Origin of the sequence: Stappia sp. 28M-7 (genome assembly GCF_014252955.1) — a bacterium.
Classification (GTDB): domain Bacteria; phylum Pseudomonadota; class Alphaproteobacteria; order Rhizobiales; family Stappiaceae; genus Stappia.
Map to the genome: position 1 here is coordinate 1,263,247 of NZ_JACMIA010000001.1, position 22,562 is coordinate 1,285,808.

Annotated in this window: 20 protein-coding genes; 3 read left to right on the forward strand and 17 right to left on the reverse strand. The window is 68.7% G+C overall.

The window, feature by feature from the left end; all coding sequences use genetic code 11:
* Positions 1 to 3: 3 nt before the first annotated feature.
* The 10 genes from H7H34_RS05695 to H7H34_RS05740 all read right to left on the reverse strand — a co-directional run bounded on the left by H7H34_RS05695 (position 4) and on the right by H7H34_RS05740 (position 10,661).
* Positions 4 to 318: a DUF6958 family protein gene (locus tag H7H34_RS05695; protein ID WP_185924529.1), complete on the reverse strand. Its 315-nt coding sequence runs from the start codon at positions 316 to 318 to the stop codon at positions 4 to 6.
* Positions 305 to 850, reverse strand: coding sequence for a GFA family protein (locus H7H34_RS05700; protein WP_185924530.1), 546 nt, complete (start codon positions 848 to 850; stop codon positions 305 to 307). The genes H7H34_RS05695 and H7H34_RS05700 overlap by 14 nt, the downstream gene beginning before the upstream one ends.
* Complete coding sequence (locus tag H7H34_RS05705; RefSeq protein ID WP_185924531.1) at positions 847 to 1,485, reverse strand: TetR/AcrR family transcriptional regulator; 639 nt, start codon at positions 1,483 to 1,485, stop codon at positions 847 to 849. The genes H7H34_RS05700 and H7H34_RS05705 overlap by 4 nt, the downstream gene beginning before the upstream one ends.
* Positions 1,486 to 2,028: 543 nt before the next feature.
* On the reverse strand, positions 2,029 to 3,825 hold the full coding sequence (locus H7H34_RS05710; protein WP_120268922.1) for an ABC transporter ATP-binding protein: 1,797 nt from the start codon (positions 3,823 to 3,825) through the stop codon (positions 2,029 to 2,031).
* A complete protein-coding gene (locus tag H7H34_RS05715; RefSeq protein ID WP_185926455.1) occupies positions 3,822 to 4,691 on the reverse strand; it encodes an ABC transporter permease in 870 nt (289 codons plus the stop codon). Before H7H34_RS05715 ends, H7H34_RS05710 begins: the two co-directional genes overlap by 4 nt.
* Before the next feature lie 41 nt (positions 4,692 to 4,732).
* Entirely contained in the window at positions 4,733 to 5,674 is a 942-nt protein-coding gene (locus H7H34_RS05720; protein WP_120268923.1) for an ABC transporter permease, read from the reverse strand.
* A gap of 167 nt (positions 5,675 to 5,841) precedes the next feature.
* The gene (locus tag H7H34_RS05725; RefSeq protein ID WP_185924532.1) at positions 5,842 to 7,383 is read right to left on the reverse strand and encodes an ABC transporter substrate-binding protein; all 1,542 of its coding nucleotides are present in this window, start codon (positions 7,381 to 7,383) and stop codon (positions 5,842 to 5,844) included.
* Between the two features lie 74 nt (positions 7,384 to 7,457).
* Positions 7,458 to 8,171 carry an SDR family NAD(P)-dependent oxidoreductase gene (locus H7H34_RS05730; RefSeq protein WP_185924533.1) on the reverse strand — a complete coding sequence of 238 codons (714 nt, stop codon included), beginning with the start codon at positions 8,169 to 8,171 and terminating at the stop codon, positions 7,458 to 7,460.
* 13 nt (positions 8,172 to 8,184) lie between these two features.
* Positions 8,185 to 9,363, reverse strand: coding sequence for an NAD(P)/FAD-dependent oxidoreductase (locus tag H7H34_RS05735; protein ID WP_185924534.1), 1,179 nt, complete (start codon positions 9,361 to 9,363; stop codon positions 8,185 to 8,187).
* On the reverse strand, positions 9,360 to 10,661 hold the full coding sequence (locus H7H34_RS05740; RefSeq protein WP_185924535.1) for an NAD(P)/FAD-dependent oxidoreductase: 1,302 nt from the start codon (positions 10,659 to 10,661) through the stop codon (positions 9,360 to 9,362). The genes H7H34_RS05735 and H7H34_RS05740 overlap by 4 nt, the downstream gene beginning before the upstream one ends.
* A gap of 92 nt (positions 10,662 to 10,753) precedes the next feature.
* Between H7H34_RS05740 and H7H34_RS05745 the strand changes: the two genes are divergently transcribed.
* Positions 10,754 to 11,659: a LysR family transcriptional regulator gene (locus H7H34_RS05745; RefSeq protein WP_185924536.1), complete on the forward strand. Its 906-nt coding sequence runs from the start codon at positions 10,754 to 10,756 to the stop codon at positions 11,657 to 11,659.
* A 100-nt stretch (positions 11,660 to 11,759) separates the two neighbouring features.
* Here H7H34_RS05745 and H7H34_RS05750 read toward each other — a convergent pair whose 3' ends face one another.
* The 5 genes from H7H34_RS05750 to H7H34_RS05770 form a co-directional block, all read right to left on the reverse strand.
* Positions 11,760 to 13,010, reverse strand: a complete 1,251-nt coding sequence (locus tag H7H34_RS05750) for an ABC transporter substrate-binding protein (protein ID WP_185924537.1) — start codon at positions 13,008 to 13,010, stop codon at positions 11,760 to 11,762.
* Between the two features lie 70 nt (positions 13,011 to 13,080).
* Positions 13,081 to 13,905 (reverse strand): carbohydrate ABC transporter permease, encoded by an 825-nt coding sequence (locus tag H7H34_RS05755; RefSeq protein WP_185924538.1) that lies wholly within the window; start codon positions 13,903 to 13,905, stop codon positions 13,081 to 13,083.
* Complete coding sequence (locus H7H34_RS05760; RefSeq protein WP_067339258.1) at positions 13,902 to 14,804, reverse strand: carbohydrate ABC transporter permease; 903 nt, start codon at positions 14,802 to 14,804, stop codon at positions 13,902 to 13,904. The genes H7H34_RS05755 and H7H34_RS05760 overlap by 4 nt, the downstream gene beginning before the upstream one ends.
* Positions 14,801 to 15,892 carry an ABC transporter ATP-binding protein gene (locus tag H7H34_RS05765; protein ID WP_185924539.1) on the reverse strand — a complete coding sequence of 364 codons (1,092 nt, stop codon included), beginning with the start codon at positions 15,890 to 15,892 and terminating at the stop codon, positions 14,801 to 14,803. The genes H7H34_RS05760 and H7H34_RS05765 overlap by 4 nt, the downstream gene beginning before the upstream one ends.
* A gap of 54 nt (positions 15,893 to 15,946) precedes the next feature.
* Positions 15,947 to 16,579 carry a TIGR00725 family protein gene (locus H7H34_RS05770; protein ID WP_185924540.1) on the reverse strand — a complete coding sequence of 211 codons (633 nt, stop codon included), beginning with the start codon at positions 16,577 to 16,579 and terminating at the stop codon, positions 15,947 to 15,949.
* A 62-nt stretch (positions 16,580 to 16,641) separates the two neighbouring features.
* On the opposite strand from H7H34_RS05770, the gene H7H34_RS05775 reads away from it, so the two are divergent.
* Positions 16,642 to 17,388: a DeoR/GlpR family DNA-binding transcription regulator gene (locus H7H34_RS05775; RefSeq protein ID WP_083206296.1), complete on the forward strand. Its 747-nt coding sequence runs from the start codon at positions 16,642 to 16,644 to the stop codon at positions 17,386 to 17,388.
* Between the two features lie 52 nt (positions 17,389 to 17,440).
* On the opposite strand, the gene H7H34_RS05780 is transcribed toward H7H34_RS05775, so the two are convergent.
* Together H7H34_RS05780 and H7H34_RS05785 are read right to left on the reverse strand one after the other, a co-directional pair.
* Entirely contained in the window at positions 17,441 to 19,843 is a 2,403-nt protein-coding gene (locus tag H7H34_RS05780; RefSeq protein WP_185924541.1) for a YbcC family protein, read from the reverse strand.
* Between the two features lie 18 nt (positions 19,844 to 19,861).
* Entirely contained in the window at positions 19,862 to 21,415 is a 1,554-nt protein-coding gene (locus H7H34_RS05785) for a proton-conducting transporter transmembrane domain-containing protein (RefSeq protein WP_185924542.1), read from the reverse strand.
* A 115-nt stretch (positions 21,416 to 21,530) separates the two neighbouring features.
* Between H7H34_RS05785 and H7H34_RS05790 the strand changes: the two genes are divergently transcribed.
* A complete protein-coding gene (locus H7H34_RS05790) occupies positions 21,531 to 22,445 on the forward strand; it encodes a LysR family transcriptional regulator (protein ID WP_185924543.1) in 915 nt (304 codons plus the stop codon).
* Positions 22,446 to 22,562: the final 117 nt, after the last annotated feature.

A 22,562-nucleotide genomic window follows, 5' to 3' on the forward strand; every position in this document is an offset into this window, starting at 1 on the left:
CTATCAGGCGGTGCCGGGCGCGCTCCGGTACAGGCGCAGCGGCTTGGTCGGCGCGCGGGCGATGGTGCCCTTGGCCTCGAGGTCGAGCTGGACCGCCTTGAGCCACCAGCCGGCGGTCGCGCCTGCCGGAAACAGTGCGTCCGGCAGGTGCGCAAGGAGCGCTGCCTTGGCCTCCGCCACCGTCAGCCCCGGCTTGTCCGGCGTCAGCACGGACAGCAGGGCGGCGCGCATTGCCTCGTATTTCGCCCGGTCGACACGCGAGGTCTTGCCGGGGATGTTGACGTTCTCGATCTCGATCCTGTCGTCAGGCGGGGACATCCAGCACTCCTTTCACGTAGTCGGCGCGCGGGCGGCGGAAGCCCATCGCGGCCCAGGCAAGGATCAGGCGAAGGAAGAACCCGGCCGAATGGGTCCTCAGGTTGGGAACGTCATTCGGCAGCGTCGAGGGATCGTCCATGTCGCCGGTCATGGTGCGCATCTGCAGGGGCGGCAGGGTGCCGGCAGGCCACAGGGGGCCGTAGAGGTCGATCCAGTGGCCGCTGGTGAAGTCGAGGAAGATCGGCGTGTTGCAGCAGGTGGCCACCACGCGGCGGGTTGTGGTCTGCGCCGTCAGGCGGTGTTCCCGCAGGTGGTCGGCGCCCTTGACGCAGCGGACGCGGTCCTTGCGATACATCTCCGTCCGGGTGCCGCCGGTCGCTTCCCTGAGGCGCGGCGCGCCGGGCAGGGCCTCGAACACGCCGGCCGCGGTCCGGCAGGACGTGCAAAGGCATTCGGTGCTCATGATCGGCGGGTCGACGGCCTCCATCTCGACCGAGCCGCAGGCACAGGAGAGCTTGATGGTCTGGGTCACGGTGTTTTTTCCTCCCGGGGCTGGCCGAACAGGTGGCGGATATAGCGGTCGAGATGGTCGAGGCTCTCGCGGGCAAGGCCGGGATCGTTGCCCGCCTTGGCGAGGATGAAGGCGCCCTGGATGACCGCCTGCGTGTGGCGGGCAAGGCTTTCGGCCGTCCACTCGCCGCGAATGCCGCGCGCCTCCATCGCCGCGCGGATGTCGCTCTCCAGGGTTGCGGCGTGGCCGAAGATGCTCCTGCCGCAGGCATCGCGAATGGCCGGCGAGGCGGCGTGGACCTCCTGCACCAGGGTCCCGACAAGGCAGGTGAACTCCGCGAACTCGCCCTCGATGATCGACTTGCGGAAGGCGACATAGGCCAGAACGCGGTCCAGCGGATCGTCCGGCAGGTGATAGGGCGCCGCCTCGAAGAAGGCCGTCGTGCCGCTCTCCCAATACTCGGCCGCGGCAACGCCGAGCGCTTCCTTGGAACCGAACTGGTGGAAGAACGCGCCTTTCGTCACCTCGGCGAGGCGGCACAGGTCGTCGACGGAGGTGGCGGCAAACCCCTTCGCACGAATGCTGTGCTGGGCGGCCTCCAGAAGGCGGGTGCGGGCATCGCCGCGTTCGGGGGACTGTTTGGATGGTCTCGGCATGACAGATACATACCATACGGTTGGTATCTATGCAACGGGGAGTCCTGGGCAATTGGGGGAAGGGGGCGCTGGAGGGGAGGCTTGGGTGAGGCTGGGGAAGGGTTTGGGGTGGGCTGGATGGGGGCTGGGGAGGTCGGTTGGCGGGCTGATTGGGGGAGGCGCGGCCCTACATCACCCACAGGTGGTCACCCCGGGCAAGCGTAGCGCGACCCGGGGCCTATTGGTTTCCAGAGCGGCAGCGAGGACGCCCCCCCATCCGCGAGTCATCCCGCACGGAGCGAAGCGCAGATGCGGGATCGGAGAGCCGAGGACGATTGCCGCAGCGCTCAGGAAGCTCCACAGCCGCCGTGCCTCCCCGGTCCCGGATCTTCGGCCTCCGGCCTCGTCCGGGAAGACGCCAAGGAGAGGGTGGAGCGACAAGACACCCGCTGAGGGTGCCAATGGCTCCCGGCTCTGCGCTTGCGCGGGGCCGGGATGACCTCCTGAGAAAGAGGCGACCGGAAGAGCGGTCCGTCGTGAGCGGTCGGCCGGAACTCCCGGTTTCTAGAACTCCCGGACCATGTGACCCTCGCCGACCGGATACATGCGAGATGGCGGGCGAGCCCAGTCGAGGGCGCGCACCGGGCTCTTCAGCTCGTCGGTGAGCAGCCCGCCGCGCTGGCGCTTGTCGGCGGGATCGGGCACCGGAACCGCCTCGATGAGCTTCTTGGTGTAGGGGTGCTGCGGGTTGCGCAGCACCGCGTCGCGCGGGCCGATCTCGACGATCTCGCCGAGCAGCATGACGGCGATGCGGTGGCTGACCCGCTCGACCACGGCGATGTCGTGGCTGATGAAGAGATAGGCAAGGCCCAGCTCCCGCTGCAGGTCGAGCATCAGGTTGACCACCTGCGCCTTGATCGAGGCGTCCAGCGCGGAGACGGACTCGTCCGCCACGATCATCTTCGGCTCGAGCGCCAGACTGCGGGCGATGCAGATGCGCTGGCGCTGGCCGCCGGAAAACTCGTGCGGGAAGCGCAGCGCGTGCTCCTCCTTCAGCCCGACGAGGCGCAGCAGCTCGTTGACCCGGTCGGGGATCGCCTCGTCGGCCATCAGCTTGTGCACGCGGATCGGTTCGGCAATGGCCGAGCCGACCGCCTGACGCGGGTTGAGCGAGCCGTAGGGATCCTGGAAGATCATCTGCAGCCGCTGGCGGGCAAGGCGCAGCTCGGAATGGCTCGCCGCCATCAGGTCCTTGCCCTCGAACAGGATCTCGCCGCCGGCCGGCTGCACCAGCCGCAGGATCGAGCGGCCCGTTGTCGACTTGCCGCAGCCCGATTCCCCGACGAGCGCCAGCGTCTCGCCGGCGGCAAGCGTCAGCGACACGTCCTCGACCGCATGGACATTGCCGACCGGCCGGTTGAGGAGCCCGCCGCGCACGGAAAACCGCGTCGTCAGGTTGCGCACCTCAAGCAGCGGCGCGCCGCGCATGTCCGGCTCGTTGTCGGGCTCGGGCCCCGCGCCCGTGTCGTCGAGCTTGGGAAAGCGGCGTGGCGTCCTGGTGTCGCCGAGCCCGCCGAGGCGGGGAACGGCGCCGAGCAGCATCTTGGTATAGGGATGCTCGGGCGCGGCGAACAGCCGGTCGACGGGCGCTTCCTCCACCTTGTCGCCGCGCAGCATGACGACGACCCGGTCGGAGATTTCCGCGACGACGCCCATGTCGTGGGTGATGAACATCACCGCCATGCCGATCTCGGTCTGCAGCTCGCGCACGAGCTGGAGGATCTGGGCCTGGATGGTGACGTCGAGGGCGGTGGTCGGCTCGTCGGCGATCAGGAGCTTGGGCTGGCAGGCGAGCGCCATGGCGATCATCGCCCGCTGGCGCATGCCGCCGGAGAAGGAGTGCGGATACTCGCCGATCCGCCGCTTCGCATCGGGAATGCGCACCAGATCGAACAGGCGCAGCACCTCGGTTTCGGCCTGGGCCTGGCTCATGCCGCGGTGTCGGCGCAGCACCTCGGCGATCTGGAAGCCGATCTTCAGCACCGGGTTGAGGCTGGTCATCGGCTCCTGGAAGATCATGCCGATCTCGCCGCCGCGCACGTCGCGCATCGCCTCCTCGTCGAGCGTGAGAAGATCGCGCCCGGACAGGCGGACGGAGCCCTCGATGCGGCTGGTGCCTTCCTGCAGCAGCCGCATGATCGAGAGCGCGGTGACCGACTTGCCGGAGCCGGATTCGCCGACGATGGCGACGGTTTCGCCGGTGTCGATGGCGAAGTCGAGATTGCGCACCACCGGCACCAGCGCACCGTCGACGCGGAAGGAGGTGGTGAGGCCTTCGACCTTGAGAACGGGCTCGGTCATTGTTCCCCCTTCAGTCGCGGGTCGACCGCATCGCGCAGGCCGTCGCCCAGGAGGTTGAGAGAGAAGACGACGACGAGGATCGCCAGCGAGGGGAAGAGGGCCAGCCAGAAGCTGTCGAGAATGTTCTCGAAGCCCTCGCGGATCATGCCGCCCCAGGTTGCCGTCGGCGGATTGACGCCAAGGCCGATGAAGGCGAGCGAAGCCTCGACGCGGATGGCGGTGGCCAGCCACAGCGAACCCATCACCAGCACTTCCGGCGCGATGTTCGGCAGGATGTGACGGAACATCAGCCGCATATGCGAGTAGCCGAGCGCATGGCCGGCCTCGATGAACTCGCGGTTCTTGACCGCGATCGTCGGCGCCCGGGCAATCCGCGCAAACGGCGGGATCGCGGTGAGCGCGATGGCGATCACGAGGTTGCTGACCGACGGGCCGAGCATGGCGACGACGATCAGGCCGAGGATCAGCGAGGGGAAGGCCAGCAGCACGTCCATCACCTGCATGGTGAGAAGGTCCGTGCGGCCGCCGAAATAGCCGGCGACCATGCCGATCAGCGTGCCGATGATCATCGCCGAGCCGATGGCGAGCAGGCCGATGGTCAGCGAGATGCGCGCGCCCCACAGGATGCGCGAGAGCGTGTCGCGGCCATAGTAGTCGGTGCCGAACCAGTGCGCTTCGGACGGCGGTTTGAGACGGAACAGGATGTTCTGCTGCAAGGGATCGTAAGGGGCGATCACCGGCGCCAGGATCGCCAGAAGGGCGACGATCAGGAACACGGCAAGGCCGACCCACGAGGTCTTGTTGGCGTTGAAGGCGTTGAACAGACCCGAAAGCACCGTCGCGATCGCGAGGCGGTAATAGGTCATGCGCGACGGGCGTTGGCCGGTCGCGGCGGTCGGCTGTGTCGTCATGAGTATTTGATCCTCGGGTCGATCAGGCCGTAGGTCAGGTCGGTGATCAGGTTCACCAGCACGACGATCAGCGTGTAGATGACCATCATGCCCTGCAGCATCGTGTAGTCGCGCTGGTTGAGCGCGCCGACGATCAGCTTGCCGAGACCGGGGCGGTTGAAGACGATCTCGGTCAGCACCGAATTGCCGATGAGGATGCCGAGATAGAGGCCGACGACGGTCACCACCGGGATCAGGGCGTTGCGCAGGCAGTGCCGCCAGACGATGACCGCGAAGGCGAGGCCCTTGGCCCTGGCCGTGCGCACATAGTCCTGGTTCAGCACCTCCAGCATCGCCGAGCGGGTGACGCGGGTGATGTAGGCGGCCATGATCAGGCCGAGATTGATCGCCGGCAGGGCAAGGTCGCGCAGCCGGTCGGCGAGGCCGCTGCCCTGGCCCGAGCTGATCACCGGGAACCAGCGCAGGTGGATCGAGAAGAACAGGAGCAGCAGCACCGCCGAGACGAAGGCCGGGAAGGAAAGCCCCAGCAGCGAAGCGATGCGGGCGAGATAGTCCGGTAGCTTGTTGCGCCGCACTGCCGACCACACGCCGAAGGGCACGCCGACGACGATGCCGAGGATCAGCGAGGCCACGGTGAGCTCGATGGTCGCTGGAAGGACCTTGAGGATTTCCTCGATCACGGGCCGGCCGGAAACCATGGAAACGCCCCAGTCGCCCACCACGACGCCGCCGAGAAAGACGAAATACTGCTGGTAGAGCGGGACATCGAGGCCAAGGCGGATGCGCAGGGCCTCCAGCGCCGACTGGCTGGCCTGGTCGCCCAGGATTGCCAGCGCCGGATCGCCCGGCAGCACGCGGACGATGAAGAAGACGATGGTCAGCACGGCGAAAAGCGTGATCGCCGCGAAACCAAGCCGCTTGAGAACGAATGCGGTCATGTAAGGCGAGCCTCCGTCGCCCACGGTCGGGATGCGCCTGCACGCACCCACCGTGGCGGATGAGATCGCTGCCCCCGCCGGGCACGCGCTGGGCGCCCGGCGGAAGAAGCGTCGTCACTTGCCGGCAAGGCCGGTCAGGGCCCTCCGGTGCGGAGCTTACGCGCTTCTCACTGCGAGAAGGACGCGGCTTCGGTGACGGGCGGGCTGAGGTTCAGCGAACCCTTCACATCGACGCCGAGGTCGAGCGTGTCCTTCCAGGCCCACAGCTGCATGCTCTGCACGATCGGCACGGCGCAGACTTCCGCCATGATCTTGCGCTGGGCCTCGGCCCAGTACTCGAGCTGCTTCTGCTTGTCGCCTTCCACGCGCGCGGCCTCGATCTCCGCATCGGCAACCGCGCAATGGGAGAAGTTGGTGATGGCCGTCGGCGTGCCGACGATCGACGGGGAGTAGAAGAACTGCGTCAGGTAGACGTCCGCGACGGGGAAGCGGGCGGCCGCGTAATGCGTCACCTGGCTCATGTCCTTGCGGATCTGCTCGTGGAACGTCGCGTGCTCGACGGTCTCGATCTCAAGGTTGATGTTCGCCTCGCGCAGCAGGGCCTGGATCGCCTCCATGGTGGTCAGCATGCCCGGCAGCGTGGTGTGGATCGCCTTGATCGTCACGCCGTCCGGATGGCCGGCCTCGGCGAGCAGGGCCTTGGCCTTCTCGACCGAATACTCGTAGGTCGGCACGTCGGCGGTGTAGCCCAGATGCCCCTCGGGCACCGGCGAGATCGCCGCGAGCGTGACGTCCGGGCCCTTGAACTGGACCATGGCGTCGCGGCTGATCGCATGGGCGACGGCCTTGCGCACGCGCAGATCGTCGAGCGGCGGCATCGTCATGTTGAGGTGGATGACCGACATCTCACCCGGCGTCATCACCGAGACGACCGTGCCCGGCACCTGCTTGATGCGCTCGACCCAGGTCTGTTCCTGCTTGCCGTAGATCATGTCGACCTCGCCGGACTGGAAGGCCAGGTCACGCGAGGAGTCGGACGGGATGTAACGGTAGTAGATTTCCTTGATCTTCGGCTCGCCGCGGAAATATTCCGGGTTGGCGACCAGCTTCACATATTGCTGCGGCTGGTATTCGGCGAACATGAAGGGGCCGGTGCCCACGGGAGTGCGCTGATAGTTCTCGCCGAGCGCCTCGACCGCGTCCTTACATACGATGTTGCCGCCATGATACGGCACCAGCAGGCCGAGCAGGCTCGGGATCTTGTTCTTGAGCTTGATGGTGACTTCCATCGGGCCGGTCGCCTCGACGCTGTCGAAGGCGGTGTAGTCCTTGGCAAAGGCGGAGATGTCCGTATTGGCCGAGCGCTTCAGCGAGTAGACCACGTCCTCCGCGTCGATCTTGCCGTAGTCGCCGTGGCACTCCACGTCGTCGCGCAGGGAGAAGACCCAGGTCAGGCCGTCCTCGGAGGTGGTCCAGCTGCTGGCGATGTCCGGCTCGATGAATTCCGGGCTCGCCTCGCCCGGCTTGATCCGCACCAGACCGTTGAACATCCAGTGAAGGAGGCCCTTGTCGGGGGTGGAGGTCGCCACATGCGGGTCGAGCTTGCCCGCATCCGCGCTCGCCATACCCACATTCAGGGTCGTTCCGGCGGCATAGGCCTGTCCTGTCGCCAGCAAGGCTGCAAGTGCAATTCCCAGTCCGGTTTTCATGGTCCTGTCCTCTGGTCGATGTTTTGTTTTGTATTTTTTTGTCTATGGGGCCCTTTTTACGGTCACGCTGCTCCTCACAGCGTGTCTTCAAGCCGGCAGTTTACCAGCATTTCCGCCATGGCTGCCGTGTTCGGCAGGGCCAGCGCCAGGGCGGTGATCTCGGCGAAATCGTCGGGGTGGATCATCTCCTCCCGGGAGATCTTGGTGACCCCGTCGGTGAGGTCGGTCGCGACGAAGCTCGGGCAGACGGCGGTGGCGCGTACGCCATGATCCCAGCCGATGCGGCGGGTGCCGTGGGTCAGCGCCATGAGGGCGTGCTTGGTCATGTTATAGGCAATGTTCTCATTGCGCACGCGTTTGCCCGAGAGCGAGGCGACATTGATCACCCGGCCGCTGCCGGCGGCCTTCAGATGCGGCAGGCAGGCCCGCGTCAGGAACAGCGGCCCCTTGACGTTGATCGTCCACAGCGCGTCGAGGTCCTCCTCCTCGCCGCTCTCGATGGAGAAGGTGTTGGAGGTGCCGGCATTGTTGACCAGCCCGTCGAGGCGGCCGAAGCGGGCAAGCGTCGCCGCCAGCCACGCGCCATGGGTCGTGCGGTCGGCGGCATCGTAACGGGCGCACAGGAACCGGTCGCCCGGCGCATCCGCCAAGAGCTCGGCGAGCGCATCCGGGTTCCGCGCGCCGGCGCTGACGCTGTAGCCCTTGTCGAGCAGCTTGCGGGTGATCGCCAGCCCGATGCCCCGGCTGGCGCCGGACACCATGACCACGCGGCCTTCGGGATTGAGCATGGGCTTGTCTCCTCTATCCGTGCAGGGTCAGCGGCGCATCGGGGCCGGTTTGTGCGGCAAAGCGGCCGTAGCGGAAGGCGGACACATCGTGGCCGGGCTCCCGCCCGAGCGCGATGCGGCCGGCGATGGGGCCCGTGATCGGGCCGATGCCGAAGCCGTGGCCGGAAAAGCCCGCCGCCACGACCGCATTGTCGAGGCCGGGCAGCCGGTCGATCACCGGGAGCGCATCCGGCGTCAGGTCGAGCGCGCCGGCCCAGCACTCGGCCAGTTCGACCTCGGCAAAGCCCGGCAGCACCTCGGCGACCTTGGCGATGGTCTCGCCAAGGGCCCGCATGCGCGGGCGGATGGTGGGGCGCCCGCCGGTCTCGACGATCTCGCCGGCCCACTCCTCCATGCCGCTGGTGACGCGCATGCGCCCGTCGTTCTCCTGGCGCGCGGCCATGTTGGCATTGGCGACGCCGAGCACGGGGGTGAGCAGGGGCGGGCAGGGCACGCTGCGCAGCACCGTGACCATCGGCCGGCGCAGCGGAATGCCGTGGCCGAGCGGGGCGAGCAGCTCGTTGACAAGGAAACCGGCGGCGATCAGCACCGTGCCGGGGCTGAGGGTGCGGCGGTCGGTGACGACGCGCACGATGCGCCCGCCCTCCGCCTCCAGCCGCAAGACCCGCTCGCCGAAGGAAAGGCGCGCACCGAGGCTCTCGGCACGGGTCGCATAGGCGGTGACGGTCGCAAGCGGGTCGGCATGGCCGTCGGAGGGACAGAACGAGGCGGCAAGCACCCGGTCCGATAGGGTCGGGGCGATCTCGCGCACGCTGGTGAGGTCCGGCAGGAAGGAAAGCTGCAGGCCGGCCCGGGTCTGGTCCTCGACGAGGGCGCGGATCGTGGCGACTTCCGCATCCGTGCGGGCAAGGCGCAGGTTGCCGGAGCGGCGGTAGCCGGTCGGCGCGCCGAGGTCTTCGTGAAGATCCTGCCAGAGTTCGACGGCGGCGAGTGCCAGCGGCAGCTCCGCCGGATGGCGGCCCGACTGGCGCACGCCCGCAAGCGTCCAGCCCGAGGCCATGGCGGCCGGGCCGTAGGCGTCGATGACCTCCACACTCCCGCCCGCCCTGGCGATTTCGAGCGCTGCCGAGGTGCCGGTGATACCGGCGCCGATGACGAGCACGTCGGGCGTGGCGAGGGCGGGATGGTTCATGCGGCCGCCTTCGATTTTCTGCCGAAACGGGTGTAGGCGAAGGGCTTCATGTCGACCAGCGGCGTGTCGCCCTCGATCTGCTGGACCACCAGGCGGGCAACGCCGGGGCCGATGCCGAAGCCGTGGCCGGAGAGGCCCGTGGCGACGACGAGGCCCGACCAGCCGGCGGGCTCGTCGACGACGGGAATCTCGTCGGGCATGACGTCGATCAACCCGCCCCAGCTATGGGCGATCTCGACGCCGTCGAGGCGCGGATGCAGCGCCTTGGCGCCGGCCAGCACATCGGCGAGAAGACGCGGATCGGGCACCGGATCCATCACCCGCACCTGTTCGAACGGGGTAACCTCGTCGGCCTGCCAGCGATGGCGGCCGAGCGGGCCGAAGAAATCGCCGCTGAGACGGATCTTCATCATCTGCCAGCGGTCGGCCAGCACGGGCAGGAAGTCGAGGAAATGACGGAAGGCGGCCGGCACCAGCTGGAACTCCGCCGCGCCCGAGCGGGCGATGGTGTAGCCGCCGTCGGCGCGCCGGCGCAGCGAGGCTTTCGTGGCGCCGACGGCGCCGGCGATGACCTCGGGACCGGGCGTCGTGCGCAGGACCGAGGACTTCACCGCCAGCTGCGGCAGCGACAGGCCGAGATTTTCCAGGAAGGTGCGCGACCACACGCCGCCTGCCAGAACCACGCTCTGGCAGGCGATCTCGCCATGTTCGGTGACGACGGAGCGGACCTTGCCGCCGGCGCGCTCGATGGAGCGGACGGCGCAGCCCTCGATGATCGTGGCGCCGAGACGCGCTGCGTAGCGCGCCATCGCCGGAACGGCGAGGGACGGCTCGGCGGTGGCATCTGACGGGGTGTGCAGGGCGCCGGCGAACTGTCGGTCGTTGCGCTTGAGCAGGTCGTCCGTCTCCTGCGGGCTGAGGAGAACGGAACCGTGGTTGAAACCGGCATTGTCGCGCAGCCAGGTCTGGTGCTTCTCCAGCTCCTTCTCGTTGGCCGCGAGATAGGTGGTGCCGCGAATGCCGTAGCCGATGTCCTCGCCAAGGCGCGGAGCGAGGTCGCGCCACATGCCGGCGCTCTCGATCATCAGCTGGAGTTCGCGGTTGTCGCGGCCGGCCTTGCGGATCCAGCCCCAGTTGCGCGAGGACTGTTCGCCGGCGATGCGGCCCTTCTCGCACAGGACGACGGGAATGCCCTTTTCGGCGAGGAAGAGGGCGGTACAGACACCGACGATGCCTCCGCCGATGACCACGACCTGCGTGCTTGCCGGAACCTGCCGGTGATCGTCTGCCGCGCTCACGTCGCCCCTCCAGACTGTCTGCTGTTGTCAGAGTGCGAAGGTGCCGGGTATAAGGCAAATACCGTTTCCTTCCACGAATATGCGGAAATGTTATGGTCTCGTCGATTTCGCAGCGCTCCCTGGAAGCTTTCCGCTGCGTCATGCGCGCGGGAACGGTCTCCGCCGCCGCCGACGAGATGGCGATCTCGCAACCTGCCGTCAGCCGTCTGATCCGCGATCTGGAGGAGCGGCTGCAGCTGCCGCTGTTCAGCCGCAGGGGCGGGCGGGTCGTCGCCACCCGCGAGGCGCACGAGCTGTGGACCGAGGTCGAGCGCAGCTTCGTCGGCCTCGGCCAGATCGAGCGGGCCGCGACCCAGATCCGCCAGGGCTACCGGGCGACGCTGACCATCGCCGCGGCCCCGGCCATCGCCCAGTCGGCGCTGCCCGGCGTCATCGCGCTGCTGTCGCAGGAGCGGCCCGAGTTCCGCGCCGAGTTCCTGTCGATGACGACGCTGCCGGTGGTGCGGCAGGTGGCGCTGCGCCAGTGCCAGATCGGCTTCGGCATTCCCACGCGCCACAAGCACGAGGTGGATGTGGTGGGCAGCGGCTCGGTGCCGTTCCGCTTCATCGGGCCGCCCGGCCACCCGCTCGGCGAGCAGGACATCGTGCGCGAGGAGGATCTGGCGGGCGTCGACTTCATCGGCTTCGTGGACTCCACCATGTCCGGCCGCGCCTTCGACCGCGTGTTCGCCAAGATGCGGCGGCCGCCGGTGCAGAAGATGAAATCCTACCTCTCGCACATCGTCTCGGCGCTGGTGATGCGGGGGCTGGGCGTCGGGATCGTCGATGCGTTCACCGCGCGCGACCACATGCTGATGGGCGGGGTGATGCGCCCGGTCGAGATCGCCGACCGGTTCGAATACTCGATCATCAAGCCGCATGGCGACAAGCTGAGCCCCGAGGCGCTGGCGCTGGTCGACGGGTTCGAGCGCTACGTGCGCGGTTATCAGGACGACTGACGCGGCTCAGTCCGCGCCGGGCAGGACGACTGACGCCAGAACGAAAATGGCCGCACCCGAAGGTGCGGCCATCTCCAATCCGGTCTTGGGAGAGACCGGCTTATTTCATGCCGAGCTGGACGCGCAGCGTTTCGGCAAGATCCTTGATGGTCGCCTCGGCATCGGCGCCTTCTGTCACTTCCACCAGGGCGGCGGCGATCAGGTCGGTGACCGCGACGCCCTCGGCGCCCGGATAGGCGTACCAGGGGCCGGCATGGCGGGCGATCTGGGTGTGGGCCACGAGCGCGTTCGGGTCCTTCTCGTAGAAGGCGCCGAGATACTCCTTGTCCTCGACCACGATGGAGTTGGCCGGAGCATAGCCGGTGTTCTCCACGATGATCTTCTGGCCCTCAGGCCCGGTGACGAAGGAAATGTACTCCCACGCCGCCTTCTGCTTGGCCTCGTCCTTGGTCAGCATGACGATGCCCGAGCCGCCGGTCGGGAAGTAGACGGACGCCTCGTCGTCGGTGCCCAGCGGCAGCGGCTTGACGGTGACCTTGAAGGCATCGCCCGCGCCCTGCTCGAAGCGGGTCTGCAGAGAGGAGCTCTCGAACATGATGCCGAGCGTGCCGGCCGGAAGGGCCTGGCGTGCGTCGCTGTCGGCGTAGGACTTCATGCCCGCTTCCTTGGCGAAGCGCTGGTAGAGGCGCGCGGCCTCGATGCCCGCTTCGCTGTCGAAGGTGATGTCGGTCTCGTCCTCGTTCATCGGACGGCCGCCGAAGGCGCCGAGCAGCGACTGGTAGCGCCAGTCGTGACGGTCGATCCACACGCCGTCGATCGTGTCGCTGAGCGCGTTGATCTTGGCGGCGAGCTCGATCACCCCGTCGAAGGTGGTCGGGAAGTTGTCCATGGACCCGCCGGCCTGCTCGACCAGCTTCGGGTTCACATACATGACCAGCGTCGAGGCGGAGGTCGCCAGCGCGTGCTGCTGGCCCTTGAAGCTGCCGAGCGACAGCAGCGCCGGGGTGTAGCCCTGCTCTGCCGGGTTGTCGCCGAGGAAGCCGTCGAGCGGCTGGGTCAGGCCGCGATCCTGCAGGATGCGCCAGCGGTTGAGGCCGACATAGGCAACGTCCGGCGCGGTGCCGGCGACGGCCTCGCGCAGCAGGCGCTGCACGCCTTCCGGATAGCCCTCGGCCGGGCCGTCCAGGGTGACCTTGATGTCGGGATGCTTGGCCATGAAGGCCTCGGCAAGCGCCTTCTGCGTATCGGCCCAGATGGTCGGGATCGCATAGTGCACGCGGATCTCGGTCTCCTGGGCAGTGGCGCTGCTGGCGACGAGCGCGAAAGCCGCGGCGAATAGGGCACGTCTCATGCTTGACACTCCTGGTTGACGTTTCGTGCTGCGCGGTTTTTCCCGCGTCTGTGGTTGTCGGGTACCCGCTTCACTTCAGGCCGCTTGCGGCGAGACCTTGCGTGAACTTGCGCTGCGCCAGCAGGAACGCGATGACCAGCGGCGCGGTGATGATGAGAGCCGCGGCCATGAGCGGACCGACATCGTCGCCCGACTCCTCGTCGCGGAAGTAGAGGATGCCGCGCGGCGGCGTGGCGAGCTGCGGATCGGTGGTGGCGATCAGCGGCCAGAACAGGTCGTTCCAGTGCGCGGTCACCGAGAAGATCGCAAAGGCGGTTGCCGCCGGCAGCACCAGGGGGAAGGTGATGCGCCAGACGATGGCCGTCTCGCTCAACCCGTCGACGCGCGCCGCCTCGAACAGCTCTGTGGGGAGCTGCGAAATCGCCTGGCGGAACAGGAAGATGCCGAAGGCGGTGGGGATGAACGGCAGGATCAGCGCCCAGTAGGTGTTGAGGATGCCGGCCTGGGCGAAGCCGAGGAAGATCGGGATCGCGGTGACGTGGAACGGCACCAGGAGCCCCGCCAGAACGAGGCCGAAGACCAGCGCGCGGGCCCGGAAGGTCCGCTGCGCCAGCGCATAGGCGCAAGGCACGGCGAACACCAGCTGGAAGACGAGGATGCCGACAACGACGACCAGCCCGTTCCACAGGAACAGCGGCACGTCGGTGCTGGTCAGCGCCACGACGAAATTGCGCCATTCCAGCCGCGAGGGCAGCAGGGCGATCTCGGTGCTGAAGATCTCGTCGCGCGGCTTCACCGACAGCGACAGCATCCAGATGAAGGGCAGGAGGATCGCGGCGGCTCCCAGGAGCAGCAGCGCGGTGGAAACGGTACGGCCGACCAGCTTGCGGATCATCTGTAATGCACCTTCTTCTCGACGATGCGGATCTGCGCGAAGGTCAGGATCAGCAGGAAGGCGAAGAAGACCATCGTGATGGCGCTGGCATAGCCCGCCTTGAAGTAGACGAAGCCTTCCCGGTAGAGCGCGTAGACCAGCGTGTCGGAGGCGAAGGCCGGGCCGCCGCGCGTCAGCGTGGCGACGGTCTCGAACACCCGGAAGGCGTTGGTCGCCGTCACCACCAGCACGAAGAGGGTGGTGGGCCCGAGCATCGGCCAGGTGACGGTCCAGAAGCGCGACCAGCCGCCGCCCGCTCCGTCGACCTCTGCCGCGTCGTAGAGCTCCGGCGGGATGGCGACGAGGCCGGCCAGGAACAGCACCATGTTGTAGCCGACGGTCTGCCAGATGCCGATCACCGCCAGCGTGTAGAGCACCAGGCCCCGGTCGCTGAGCCAGTTGCGCGGCTCGCCGCCAAGGGCCGCAAGCACGTGGTTGACCACGCCGAGCGAGGGATGCAGCACCATCTGCCAGGCGACCGACATGGCGACCAGCGTCGCGGCGACGGGCAGGAAGTAGACGGCGCGCAGCGCATGGGCGAGACCCGGTGCCCAGCCGGTCATCCGGTGCAGGCCGAGCGCGACCAGCAGGCCGAGCGCGACGGAGGCCGGAATGACGATGGCCACGTAAAGCAGGGTGTTGGTGATGGCCCGCTGCCCCAGCGTCGAGCCGAGCAGGCGCTGGTAGTTCTCCAGCCCCGTCCAGTTCAGCGTGGTGGCGCCGAACTGATAGTCGGTGAAGGAGAGCAGGGCGACGATGGCGACGGGCAGGAAGATGAACAGCACCATCGCCAGCGTCGCGGGACCTGCGAGCCAGAGCGTGGTCAGGGCCTCGCGGCGGGCAATCGACATGCGCCTCATGCCGCTTCTCCGATGCGCTGGCCGGATGCGGCGTCGAAGACATGCACCTGGGCCGGGTCGAAGCCGAGGCGCACGGCGCTGCCGGGGGCGGGAATGGCGTAGTTGCCGGGCGCGATGGCCCGCAGCTCAGCGCCGCTCTCCGCCCGCAGGGCCAGCACCACCTCCGAGCCGAGATATTCCGCCGTCTCGAGCCGGGCCTCGACCGTGCCGGAGGCGGCCGGGCTCAGATGCTCGGGCCGCAGCGCGATCACCGCCGAGCCGGCCGCCGGGTGCAGGCCGGCCGGCGCGCTGCCGGGTTCGAAGAAGTTGATGGCATTGGTGCCGATGAAGCCGGCGACCTCGCGCGAGGCGGGGCGCTCGTAAAGGTCCTGCGGGGTGCCGGCCTGGGCGACCCGTCCGCCGATCATCACGACGATCTGGTCGGCCATCGCCATGGCCTCGGACTGGTCGTGGGTGACGTAGACGAAGGGCCGGCCGGTGCGCTTGTGCAGGGCGACGAGCTCGGAGCGCATCTTCACGCGCAGCCGGGCATCGAGATTGGACAGTGGCTCGTCGAGCAGGAAGAGCACGGGATCGCGCACCAATGCGCGGCCGAGCGCGACACGCTGCTTCTGGCCGCCGGAGAGCTGCGCCGGCTTGCGGTGCAGCAGCTGCTCCAGGCCGAGCATTTCCGCCACTTCGCCGACCGCACGGCGGATCTTCGCGCGCGCCTCGCCGCTGCCGGGGGCGAAGCGGCCGAGGACAGGCATGCGGCCGAGCGTCGTCAGGTGGCGCATGGCCAGCGGCAGGGCGATGTTCTGCTCCACGCTCAGATGCGGGTAGAGCGCATAGGACTGGAACACCATCGCGACGTTGCGCTCGTGGGCGGTGCGGTCGGCCACATCCGCGCCGTTCAGGAGCACGGCCCCCTCGCTCGGCCGGTCGAGCCCGGCCATGATGCGCAGGGTCGTCGACTTGCCGCAGCCGGACGCGCCCAGCAGCGCGGTGAAGCTGCCGGAGGGAATGGAGACGTTGACGCGGTCGAGAACGGTTTGCGGTCCGAACCGGCGCGTGACGCCCTGCAGTTCCAGTGTCGGGGTGGTGCTCATCGTGTGTGCCAGCCTGTAAGCTTTCTTACATTGTGAAGGGCATGCGTGTAACTTTTATGACGAACTCGCCATTGCCATCAGATGCCCGCAAAGCCGCTCGACCGCATCGTCCGGATCGCTGGCCATTTCCAGTCCCTCGACCTCCGGCGCGCCGAGCAGGCCGATGACGGGCTTGGAGAAATGCAGGCCGTAGGCGATCTCCGACAGGGTGCCGTAGGACCCGCCGACGGCGACCAGCACGGCCGACGACTTGGCGATGATCATGTTGCGGCCCTCGCTGAGGCCGGTGGCGATCGGAATGGCGATGTGGTCGTTGGCGCAGCGCCAGTCATGGTCAGGCAGCATGCCGATGGTGAGGCCGCCGGCCTCGCGGCAACCCTTGGCTGCAGCCTCCATGACGCCGCTCTTGCCGCCGCAGATCACGGTCAGGCCGAGGGCGCCGAGCGCCCGGCCCACGGCCTCGGCCCCGGCATACTGTTCCGGCGTTGCCGCGCGCGGCCCGATGATGCCGACGGGCACGCGGCGGGCGCCGCCCTTCGCACCGATGGCGGCCAGCGCCTCGTGGGCGGAAACGGCGCGGGCATCGGCGGGAAGCGCGCAGACCTGCCAGCGCCAGCTCCATACATCGAGGCGACCCTGCTCGCTGTGGACGGTGTCATCAGACAGAAAATAACGCGTGTTACCCATTGGCCGGCTCCGATCGTTGATGTAAACTTTTTTACATTCAAATAGCGGAGTACGACAAGTCCATGAATCGAGTCGAGCCCTTGTCGGCCTTCAGCCCCCGCCAGCGCGAGATCCTGGCGCTCACCGAGCGCAACGGGTTCGTCACCATCGAGAGCCTTGCCGAGGAGTTCGGCGTATCGGCGCAGACGATCCGGCGCGACATCATCGCGCTGGCCGATGCCGGCCGGTTGCAGCGCTTCCACGGCGGGGCCGGGGTCACCGGCCAGACCGAGACGTTGCGGCTCGACCACGGGCAGAAGGAACAGCTCTCCGTGGAGGACAAGGTGCGGGTCGCGCAGACGGCGGCGGCCTGCGTGCCCGACGGGGCGAGCCTCTTCCTCGATGTCGGGACCACGGTCGAAATGGCCGCCAAGGCGCTCAATGCTCGCCCGGGCTTTCGCGTCTTCACCAACAGCATGCGTGCCGCGCTCGCCTTCGATCCCTCGCGCCACGACGTCAACGTGATCGGCCGGCGGGTGGCCGGGCGAGACGGCTCGCTGGTCGGCGAGGAGACGATGCTGGCGCTGCAGGGCCTGCGGCTCGACTATGCGCTGATCGGCTGCTCCGCGGTGGATGCCGAGGGGCGGGTGATGGACTACGACCTGTCGAAGATCGCCGTGAAGAAGGTGGCGATGCAGGCGGCGCGCAAGTCGCTGCTCCTGGCGACGGCGAGCAAGTTCGGCCGCTCGGCGCTGTCCACCATCGCCATGCTGTCGGACTTCGAGCAGGTGATCGACGGTCGCCAGGACCTGGCGGCAGAAGCCGGCTGAGCCGTCCTGCCGTCGGTGTCCGGCCCGCGCGTGGCGGGCCGGAGCTTCTGTTTTATGCCGCTTCCTGCAGCGGCAACGTCACGGTTTCAAAGGCAAGGCCGGGCCGGTAGCGGGCCGAGACCTTGCCGTCTTCCAGCAGCAACAGGTGCATCCAGCCCTTGTCGAACAGGGCGCGCAAGCCCTCGTGCCGGGACAGGATGTCGTGCACCGCCTCGCGCGGGGCCTCCACCAGCACCGACAGCCGCAGCGGCTCGTGCATCAGCCGCGCCCCGTCGCTGACCGCCTGCAGCGGCAGGCCGGCGCGCAACCGCCCGCCATTGCCCTCCACGACGCCGATGCCGCCGACCACGTTGTGCAGCAGCTTGTTGCCGCCGCCGAAGAGCTCTGGCGCGACGGTCGAGCCGTAATATTGCAGCGAGATCCAGCTCGCCACGACCACCGGCGCGGTGAGGATCAGCTCCAGCACTTTCATGCCCTCGTCCGCCCGCCAGTCGTAGGAATGCAGGAAGACTCGCCCGCCGAGATCCGCCCCGGCGGTGACGCCGCGCGGCGCGGCGATGAAAGCGGAGCAGCCGGCAAGGCCCCATTCGGGCCGGGTTTCTGCCCAGTTGCGCGCCCGCAAGGCCAGCCGGTCGTGGCTGGCGCCCGGCAGCCGGGTTGCCCGCTCGATCCGGGCGAGCCGTCCCGCCTCGGCGAGCTTTTCCCGCGCGAAGGCGAGATCCGCCGCATGCTCCTCCGACGGCGCGTCCTTCGCAAAGAGCGTCACCTCGTCGGTGGTGGTGTCGTGCAGGCCCGCGACGAACAGCGTGTCGGCGGCGACGGGCAGGCCCATCTCGGCAAGCCCGGTGCGGGTCTCGGGATCGTTGAGAAGCTGCGCCAGCAGCCGCGCGGAAACCTCGCCGGTGTGACCGCCGCAGGCACCGCAGTGATAGGCGCTCTCCTGCGGGTTGTTGGTCGTGCTGGCGCCGTGGCCGAGCAGCAGCACCAGCCGGGCATGGCCCTGCGTCATCGACATCGCCTTGAGCACGGTCGCCGCGGTCTCGGCCTTTTGCCGGGCGGTCAGTGCCGGATCGAGCCGCGGCGCGCAGCCGTGGTGGTGGGCGTGGTGATGTGCGGGCGCCAGCGACAGCGCATCGCGCAGCAGCTTTGCCGCATAGAGCGGGCCGGCCGCCTCCACGAAGGCGAACGAGGAGACGGCGGCCTGCCGGAAGCGGTTCCACGCCCGCCGCGCCCGCGCCGTGATCCGCCCGGCCGTCTCGGCCTGCGGCTCCAGCTGCGCGGTGGAGGTCATGCCCGGCGTCAGCAGCACGGGAAGATGCGCTTCGCTCTCCACCGAACCGTGCGGGTGGTGGGCGACCGGCAGGCCGAAGAAGCCGGCAAAGCCGAGCGTCCGGATGCCGGCATCCTGGCTTTCCAGCGCCCGCCGGAACACTTCCGAGCGCACATCGATGCAGAAGGCCGCCTGCAGGGCGGGCCGTTCGGTTTTCGCGTTTTTCTCCGGAGCCTGGAGACGGGCGGCGAGCCGCCGCTGGAACGCACGCTCGGCCGCGTCCTGCAGGATGGCATCGGCGATCTGGTCGGCGGTGGGCCTGGGCGCCTCGGTATGAGCGGCGAGCACGCCCCGCCAGTCCTGGCTTACCCGATCCGCAAAGGTCAGCAACAGGGCCTCCTCGAAGACGAGCCTGATGGCGAGAAGATCCGTCAGCGTGGCGTCGGTGCTTCCTGAAAGCTCTGCCTGCCAGAGCAGGTAGCGGGCGTGCTGGGCCCAGCCGCCGAGATCGACCAGCAGCCGGTGGAACAGGGTTTCCGCTGCCGGGCCGGCAATGCCGAGCGCAGCGGATGCGCGCAGGATCGCCCGCTCCGGCGTGTCCGGACAGGCGGCGACATGCCGGCAGAAGCCGGAAAGTCCGGCAAGCTCGGGCGTCAGGTCGTGCTGCGCCCATTCCCGCCAGGCGGCGAAGGCGGAGCGGCCGGGCGCCGGCGTCCACAGCGCCTGTCCCCGGTCGAAATGGCCGGCGGCCCAAAGCCCGGTGGTGCGGGCGACGATCTCCGGCCAGTCGGTGCCGGTGGCGCCGGCGGCAAGATCGGCGAGCGTCGGCAGCGGCGAGGGGGCGGCAGCGGGCTGCGCAAGGCGCGCCCGCAAGGTCTCGATGTCCGCCGGCTTGTCGGCGAAGGAGGCGGCATCGAGCGCGTCCTGCAGGTCCTGCGCGGTGATCTTGTGCGCGGCGAGCGCGCCGGCATGGAGACGCCGTGCCGGCACGATGTCGCTGCCGGCGACCCGCGCAAGGCGCGCGGCGGCTTCTGCCATGTCCTCGCCGGTCTGGCCGAGGAACGGATTGACGGCGACGGTGGCGTCCAGCGGGAAGGCCGGCGGCACCCGCCGGGCGGCCCGGTCTGCCGCCTGGAGAAGAGCGGTAACCTGCGGCGTGGCAAGGGAGGTCGGAGGCGTAAGCATGATGGAACCTTCCGAGGATCAGTGGGACGAGGGGAGCCGGAAGCCGCCGATCAGGCGGTCGACGGCGGCATTCACGTAGAAGCCGTTGGCGAAGTGGACCCGCAGCCCGGCGGTCGCCGGGTGATGCGCCCAGTGCGGGAACAGCGCCTGTGCGACGGCAACACCGCCGAAGGAGGCGAGCGCCAGGGCGATCAGCGCCCATTCCAGCGGGCCGGCCTGGGGCGGGGCGGGCAGCGCGCCGCCGACCACCAGCCCGGCCAGCACGTGGAAGCCGAAATAGCCGATGGCGGCCGCGACCGAGGCCTTGGCGGTCTTGCGGGTGAGGGCGGCGGGGGCGGCGTCGGCCAGACCCTGCGCCACCAGATAGGCGACGCCGAAGATCAGGATCGCGCCGAGCGCCAGCGCCTGTGCAGACTTTTCCAGCGGCAGCAGCGAGAAGGCACCGGCAACGGCCGCATAAAGAGCGAGGGCGAGCAGGAAGGCGCGCGCCACCGCGGCAAGGCCTGGCGCGGCGACGGGGCCGGGCCGCCGCGTTGCCTGCACGGCGTGCACCGCCGTGCCGGAGGAGAGGAAGGCGTGTGCCTTGTAGAGCGAGTGGGCAAGGATGTGCAGCAGGGCGAGCGGCCACAGGCCGAGGCCGCATTGCAGCAGCATGAAGCCCATCTGCGCGACCGTCGACCAGGCGAGCGCCGTCTTCACCGCGCTCTGGGTCAGCATGACCAGCGCGCCGAACAGGGCCGAGAAACCGCCGAGCATGACCAGCAGCGTCATCGCCGCCGGGCTTGCCTGCACCGGCTCGGCAAGGCGGATGAGCAGCAGGCCGCCGGCATTGATGATGCCCGCATGCAGCAGCGCCGAGACCGGGGTGGGGGCTTCCATCACCTCGGTCAGCCAGCCGTGCAGGGGAAAGGCCGCCGTCTTCAGCAGCGCGGCGAGCACGACCAGCAACACGGCGATGTCGGCGGCAAGCGGCATGTCGCCGGCCCGTGCCGCATCGCCGATCCCAGCGAGCGACAGCGTGCCGAAGGCGGCCCAGAAGCCGAGCGCGGCAAGCAGCAGCGCAGCGTCGCCGGCGGTCCAGGCGAGGGTGAACTTGGCCGCGGCCCGCCGGGCCTGTGGCCGCTCGCGGTAAAACAGCAGCAACTGCCGCAGCAGCACACCGACGAGGACGAAGCTGAGGATCAGGACCGGCAGGGTGGCGGCCTGTACCAGCATGAGGACGGCGGCGACGGCGGCGAGCAGCAGGCCGTGGAAGGCGCCCTCCCGCGCCTCGCCGTCGAGATAGCTGCGCGAGAAGCGCACCACCACCCAGCCGACGAAGGCGACCAGAACCGACATGACCGCCGACACCGTGTCGAGGGTGAGCGCCAGGGCAAAGGCGCCGCTGCCGACGGCGAGCGTTGCCGGGCCGCCGATGGCCAGATGGAGCGCGCCGGCAAGGGCAAGCGCGAGGGAGAGCAGCGCGGCGCCCTCGGCGAGCACCGGCAATGCGCCCGGTCGGCGACCGGGGCGGGCCAGGGCGCAGGCGGCAATGAGCAGAAGCGGCAGGGGGGCGAGCGCCGTGGGGAACATGGGGAATCTCCGCAAGTGAAGTGCGCGCCGGAGATATCGCTTGCCAATATTCAAGAAAATTACATATTTAAGCGGAAATCATTCTATTCAATAGAACGATCAGCGGAAAGGGATCATGCCGCCGCTCAACCTCCATCATCTTCGCCTGTTCAGTGCCGTCGCCGAGGACGGGACGCTGACCGGAGCGGCGCGCCGGCTCAACCTGTCGGCCTCTGCCCTGTCGGCGCAGGTGAAAGCGCTGGAAGGATCGCTGGGGCACGACCTCTTCGAGAGGCGCGGGCGCGGGCTGGTGCTGACCGAGGCGGGGCGCATCGCCCTCGACCATGCGCAGGCGATCTTCCGCACCGCAGAAGACCTGTCGGCGACGCTGAAAGGCGGCGGGCAGAAGCCGCGCGCCCTGCGGGTCGGCGCGCTGAGCACCCTGTCGCGCAACCTGCAGATCCAGTTCCTGCTGCCGGTCATCGGCAAGCCGGATGTGGACGTGGTGGTGCGCTCGGGCAGCCAGAAGGAACTGCTCGCCGGGCTGGAATCGCTGGCGCTGGACGTGGTGCTGACCAACGTGGCGCCGGCGCGCGACGAGGCCCGCCGGTATCTGGTTCACCGCGTTGCCGAACAGGCGGCCGGTCTGATCGGAACGCCGGAGCGGGCGGGGCAGGGGCGTCCGCTGGTGGAGCTGCTGGCGCGCGAGCCCCTGGTTCTGCCGACCCGCGAGACGGCGATCCGCTCCGGCTTCGACGTGCTGGCCGCGCGCCTCGGCGTGGTCCCGCGCATCGCGGCCGAAGTCGACGACATGACGATGATCCGCCTGCTGGCCCGCGAAGACGCGGGACTTGCGGTCATTCCGCCGATTGTCGTGCGGGACGAACTGGCAAACGGAATGCTGGTGGAGGCCAGCCCCTTGCCCGGCATCACCGAGGTCTTCCTGGCGGTGACGGTGGAGCGCCGGTTCCCCAATCCGCTGCTGGCTGATCTCCTGTTCCGCACACCGGACGGTGTTCCGGCAAGGTCCGGGGACGGGGCGACAACATGATCGGCGTGCAAACGCGCTAGACGCGAAAGACAATCCCTGAAAACGCGCATGGGTTGAAATGTCTGCCCGCCTTTTGGGCAGGCATTGCCTACCCGCTTTTTCGACGGCTTTGAAGTT

Coding starts and splice junctions, on each gene's coding strand:
- H7H34_RS05695 (WP_185924529.1), bottom strand. CDS start 318: ATGTCCCCGCCTGACGACAGGATCGAGATCGAGAACGTCAACATCCCC.
- H7H34_RS05705 (WP_185924531.1), bottom strand. CDS start 1,485: ATGCCGAGACCATCCAAACAGTCCCCCGAACGCGGCGATGCCCGCACC.
- H7H34_RS05710 (WP_120268922.1), bottom strand. CDS start 3,825: ATGACCGAGCCCGTTCTCAAGGTCGAAGGCCTCACCACCTCCTTCCGC.
- H7H34_RS05715 (WP_185926455.1), bottom strand. CDS start 4,691: ATGACCTATTACCGCCTCGCGATCGCGACGGTGCTTTCGGGTCTGTTC.
- H7H34_RS05720 (WP_120268923.1), bottom strand. CDS start 5,674: ATGACCGCATTCGTTCTCAAGCGGCTTGGTTTCGCGGCGATCACGCTT.
- H7H34_RS05725 (WP_185924532.1), bottom strand. CDS start 7,383: ATGAAAACCGGACTGGGAATTGCACTTGCAGCCTTGCTGGCGACAGGA.
- H7H34_RS05730 (WP_185924533.1), bottom strand. CDS start 8,171: ATGCTCAATCCCGAAGGCCGCGTGGTCATGGTGTCCGGCGCCAGCCGG.
- H7H34_RS05735 (WP_185924534.1), bottom strand. CDS start 9,363: ATGAACCATCCCGCCCTCGCCACGCCCGACGTGCTCGTCATCGGCGCC.
- H7H34_RS05745 (WP_185924536.1), top strand. CDS start 10,754: ATGGTCTCGTCGATTTCGCAGCGCTCCCTGGAAGCTTTCCGCTGCGTC.
- H7H34_RS05750 (WP_185924537.1), bottom strand. CDS start 13,010: ATGAGACGTGCCCTATTCGCCGCGGCTTTCGCGCTCGTCGCCAGCAGC.
- H7H34_RS05755 (WP_185924538.1), bottom strand. CDS start 13,905: ATGATCCGCAAGCTGGTCGGCCGTACCGTTTCCACCGCGCTGCTGCTC.
- H7H34_RS05760 (WP_067339258.1), bottom strand. CDS start 14,804: ATGAGGCGCATGTCGATTGCCCGCCGCGAGGCCCTGACCACGCTCTGG.
- H7H34_RS05765 (WP_185924539.1), bottom strand. CDS start 15,892: ATGAGCACCACCCCGACACTGGAACTGCAGGGCGTCACGCGCCGGTTC.
- H7H34_RS05770 (WP_185924540.1), bottom strand. CDS start 16,579: ATGGGTAACACGCGTTATTTTCTGTCTGATGACACCGTCCACAGCGAG.
- H7H34_RS05775 (WP_083206296.1), top strand. CDS start 16,642: ATGAATCGAGTCGAGCCCTTGTCGGCCTTCAGCCCCCGCCAGCGCGAG.
- H7H34_RS05780 (WP_185924541.1), bottom strand. CDS start 19,843: ATGCTTACGCCTCCGACCTCCCTTGCCACGCCGCAGGTTACCGCTCTT.
- H7H34_RS05785 (WP_185924542.1), bottom strand. CDS start 21,415: ATGTTCCCCACGGCGCTCGCCCCCCTGCCGCTTCTGCTCATTGCCGCC.
- H7H34_RS05790 (WP_185924543.1), top strand. CDS start 21,531: ATGCCGCCGCTCAACCTCCATCATCTTCGCCTGTTCAGTGCCGTCGCC.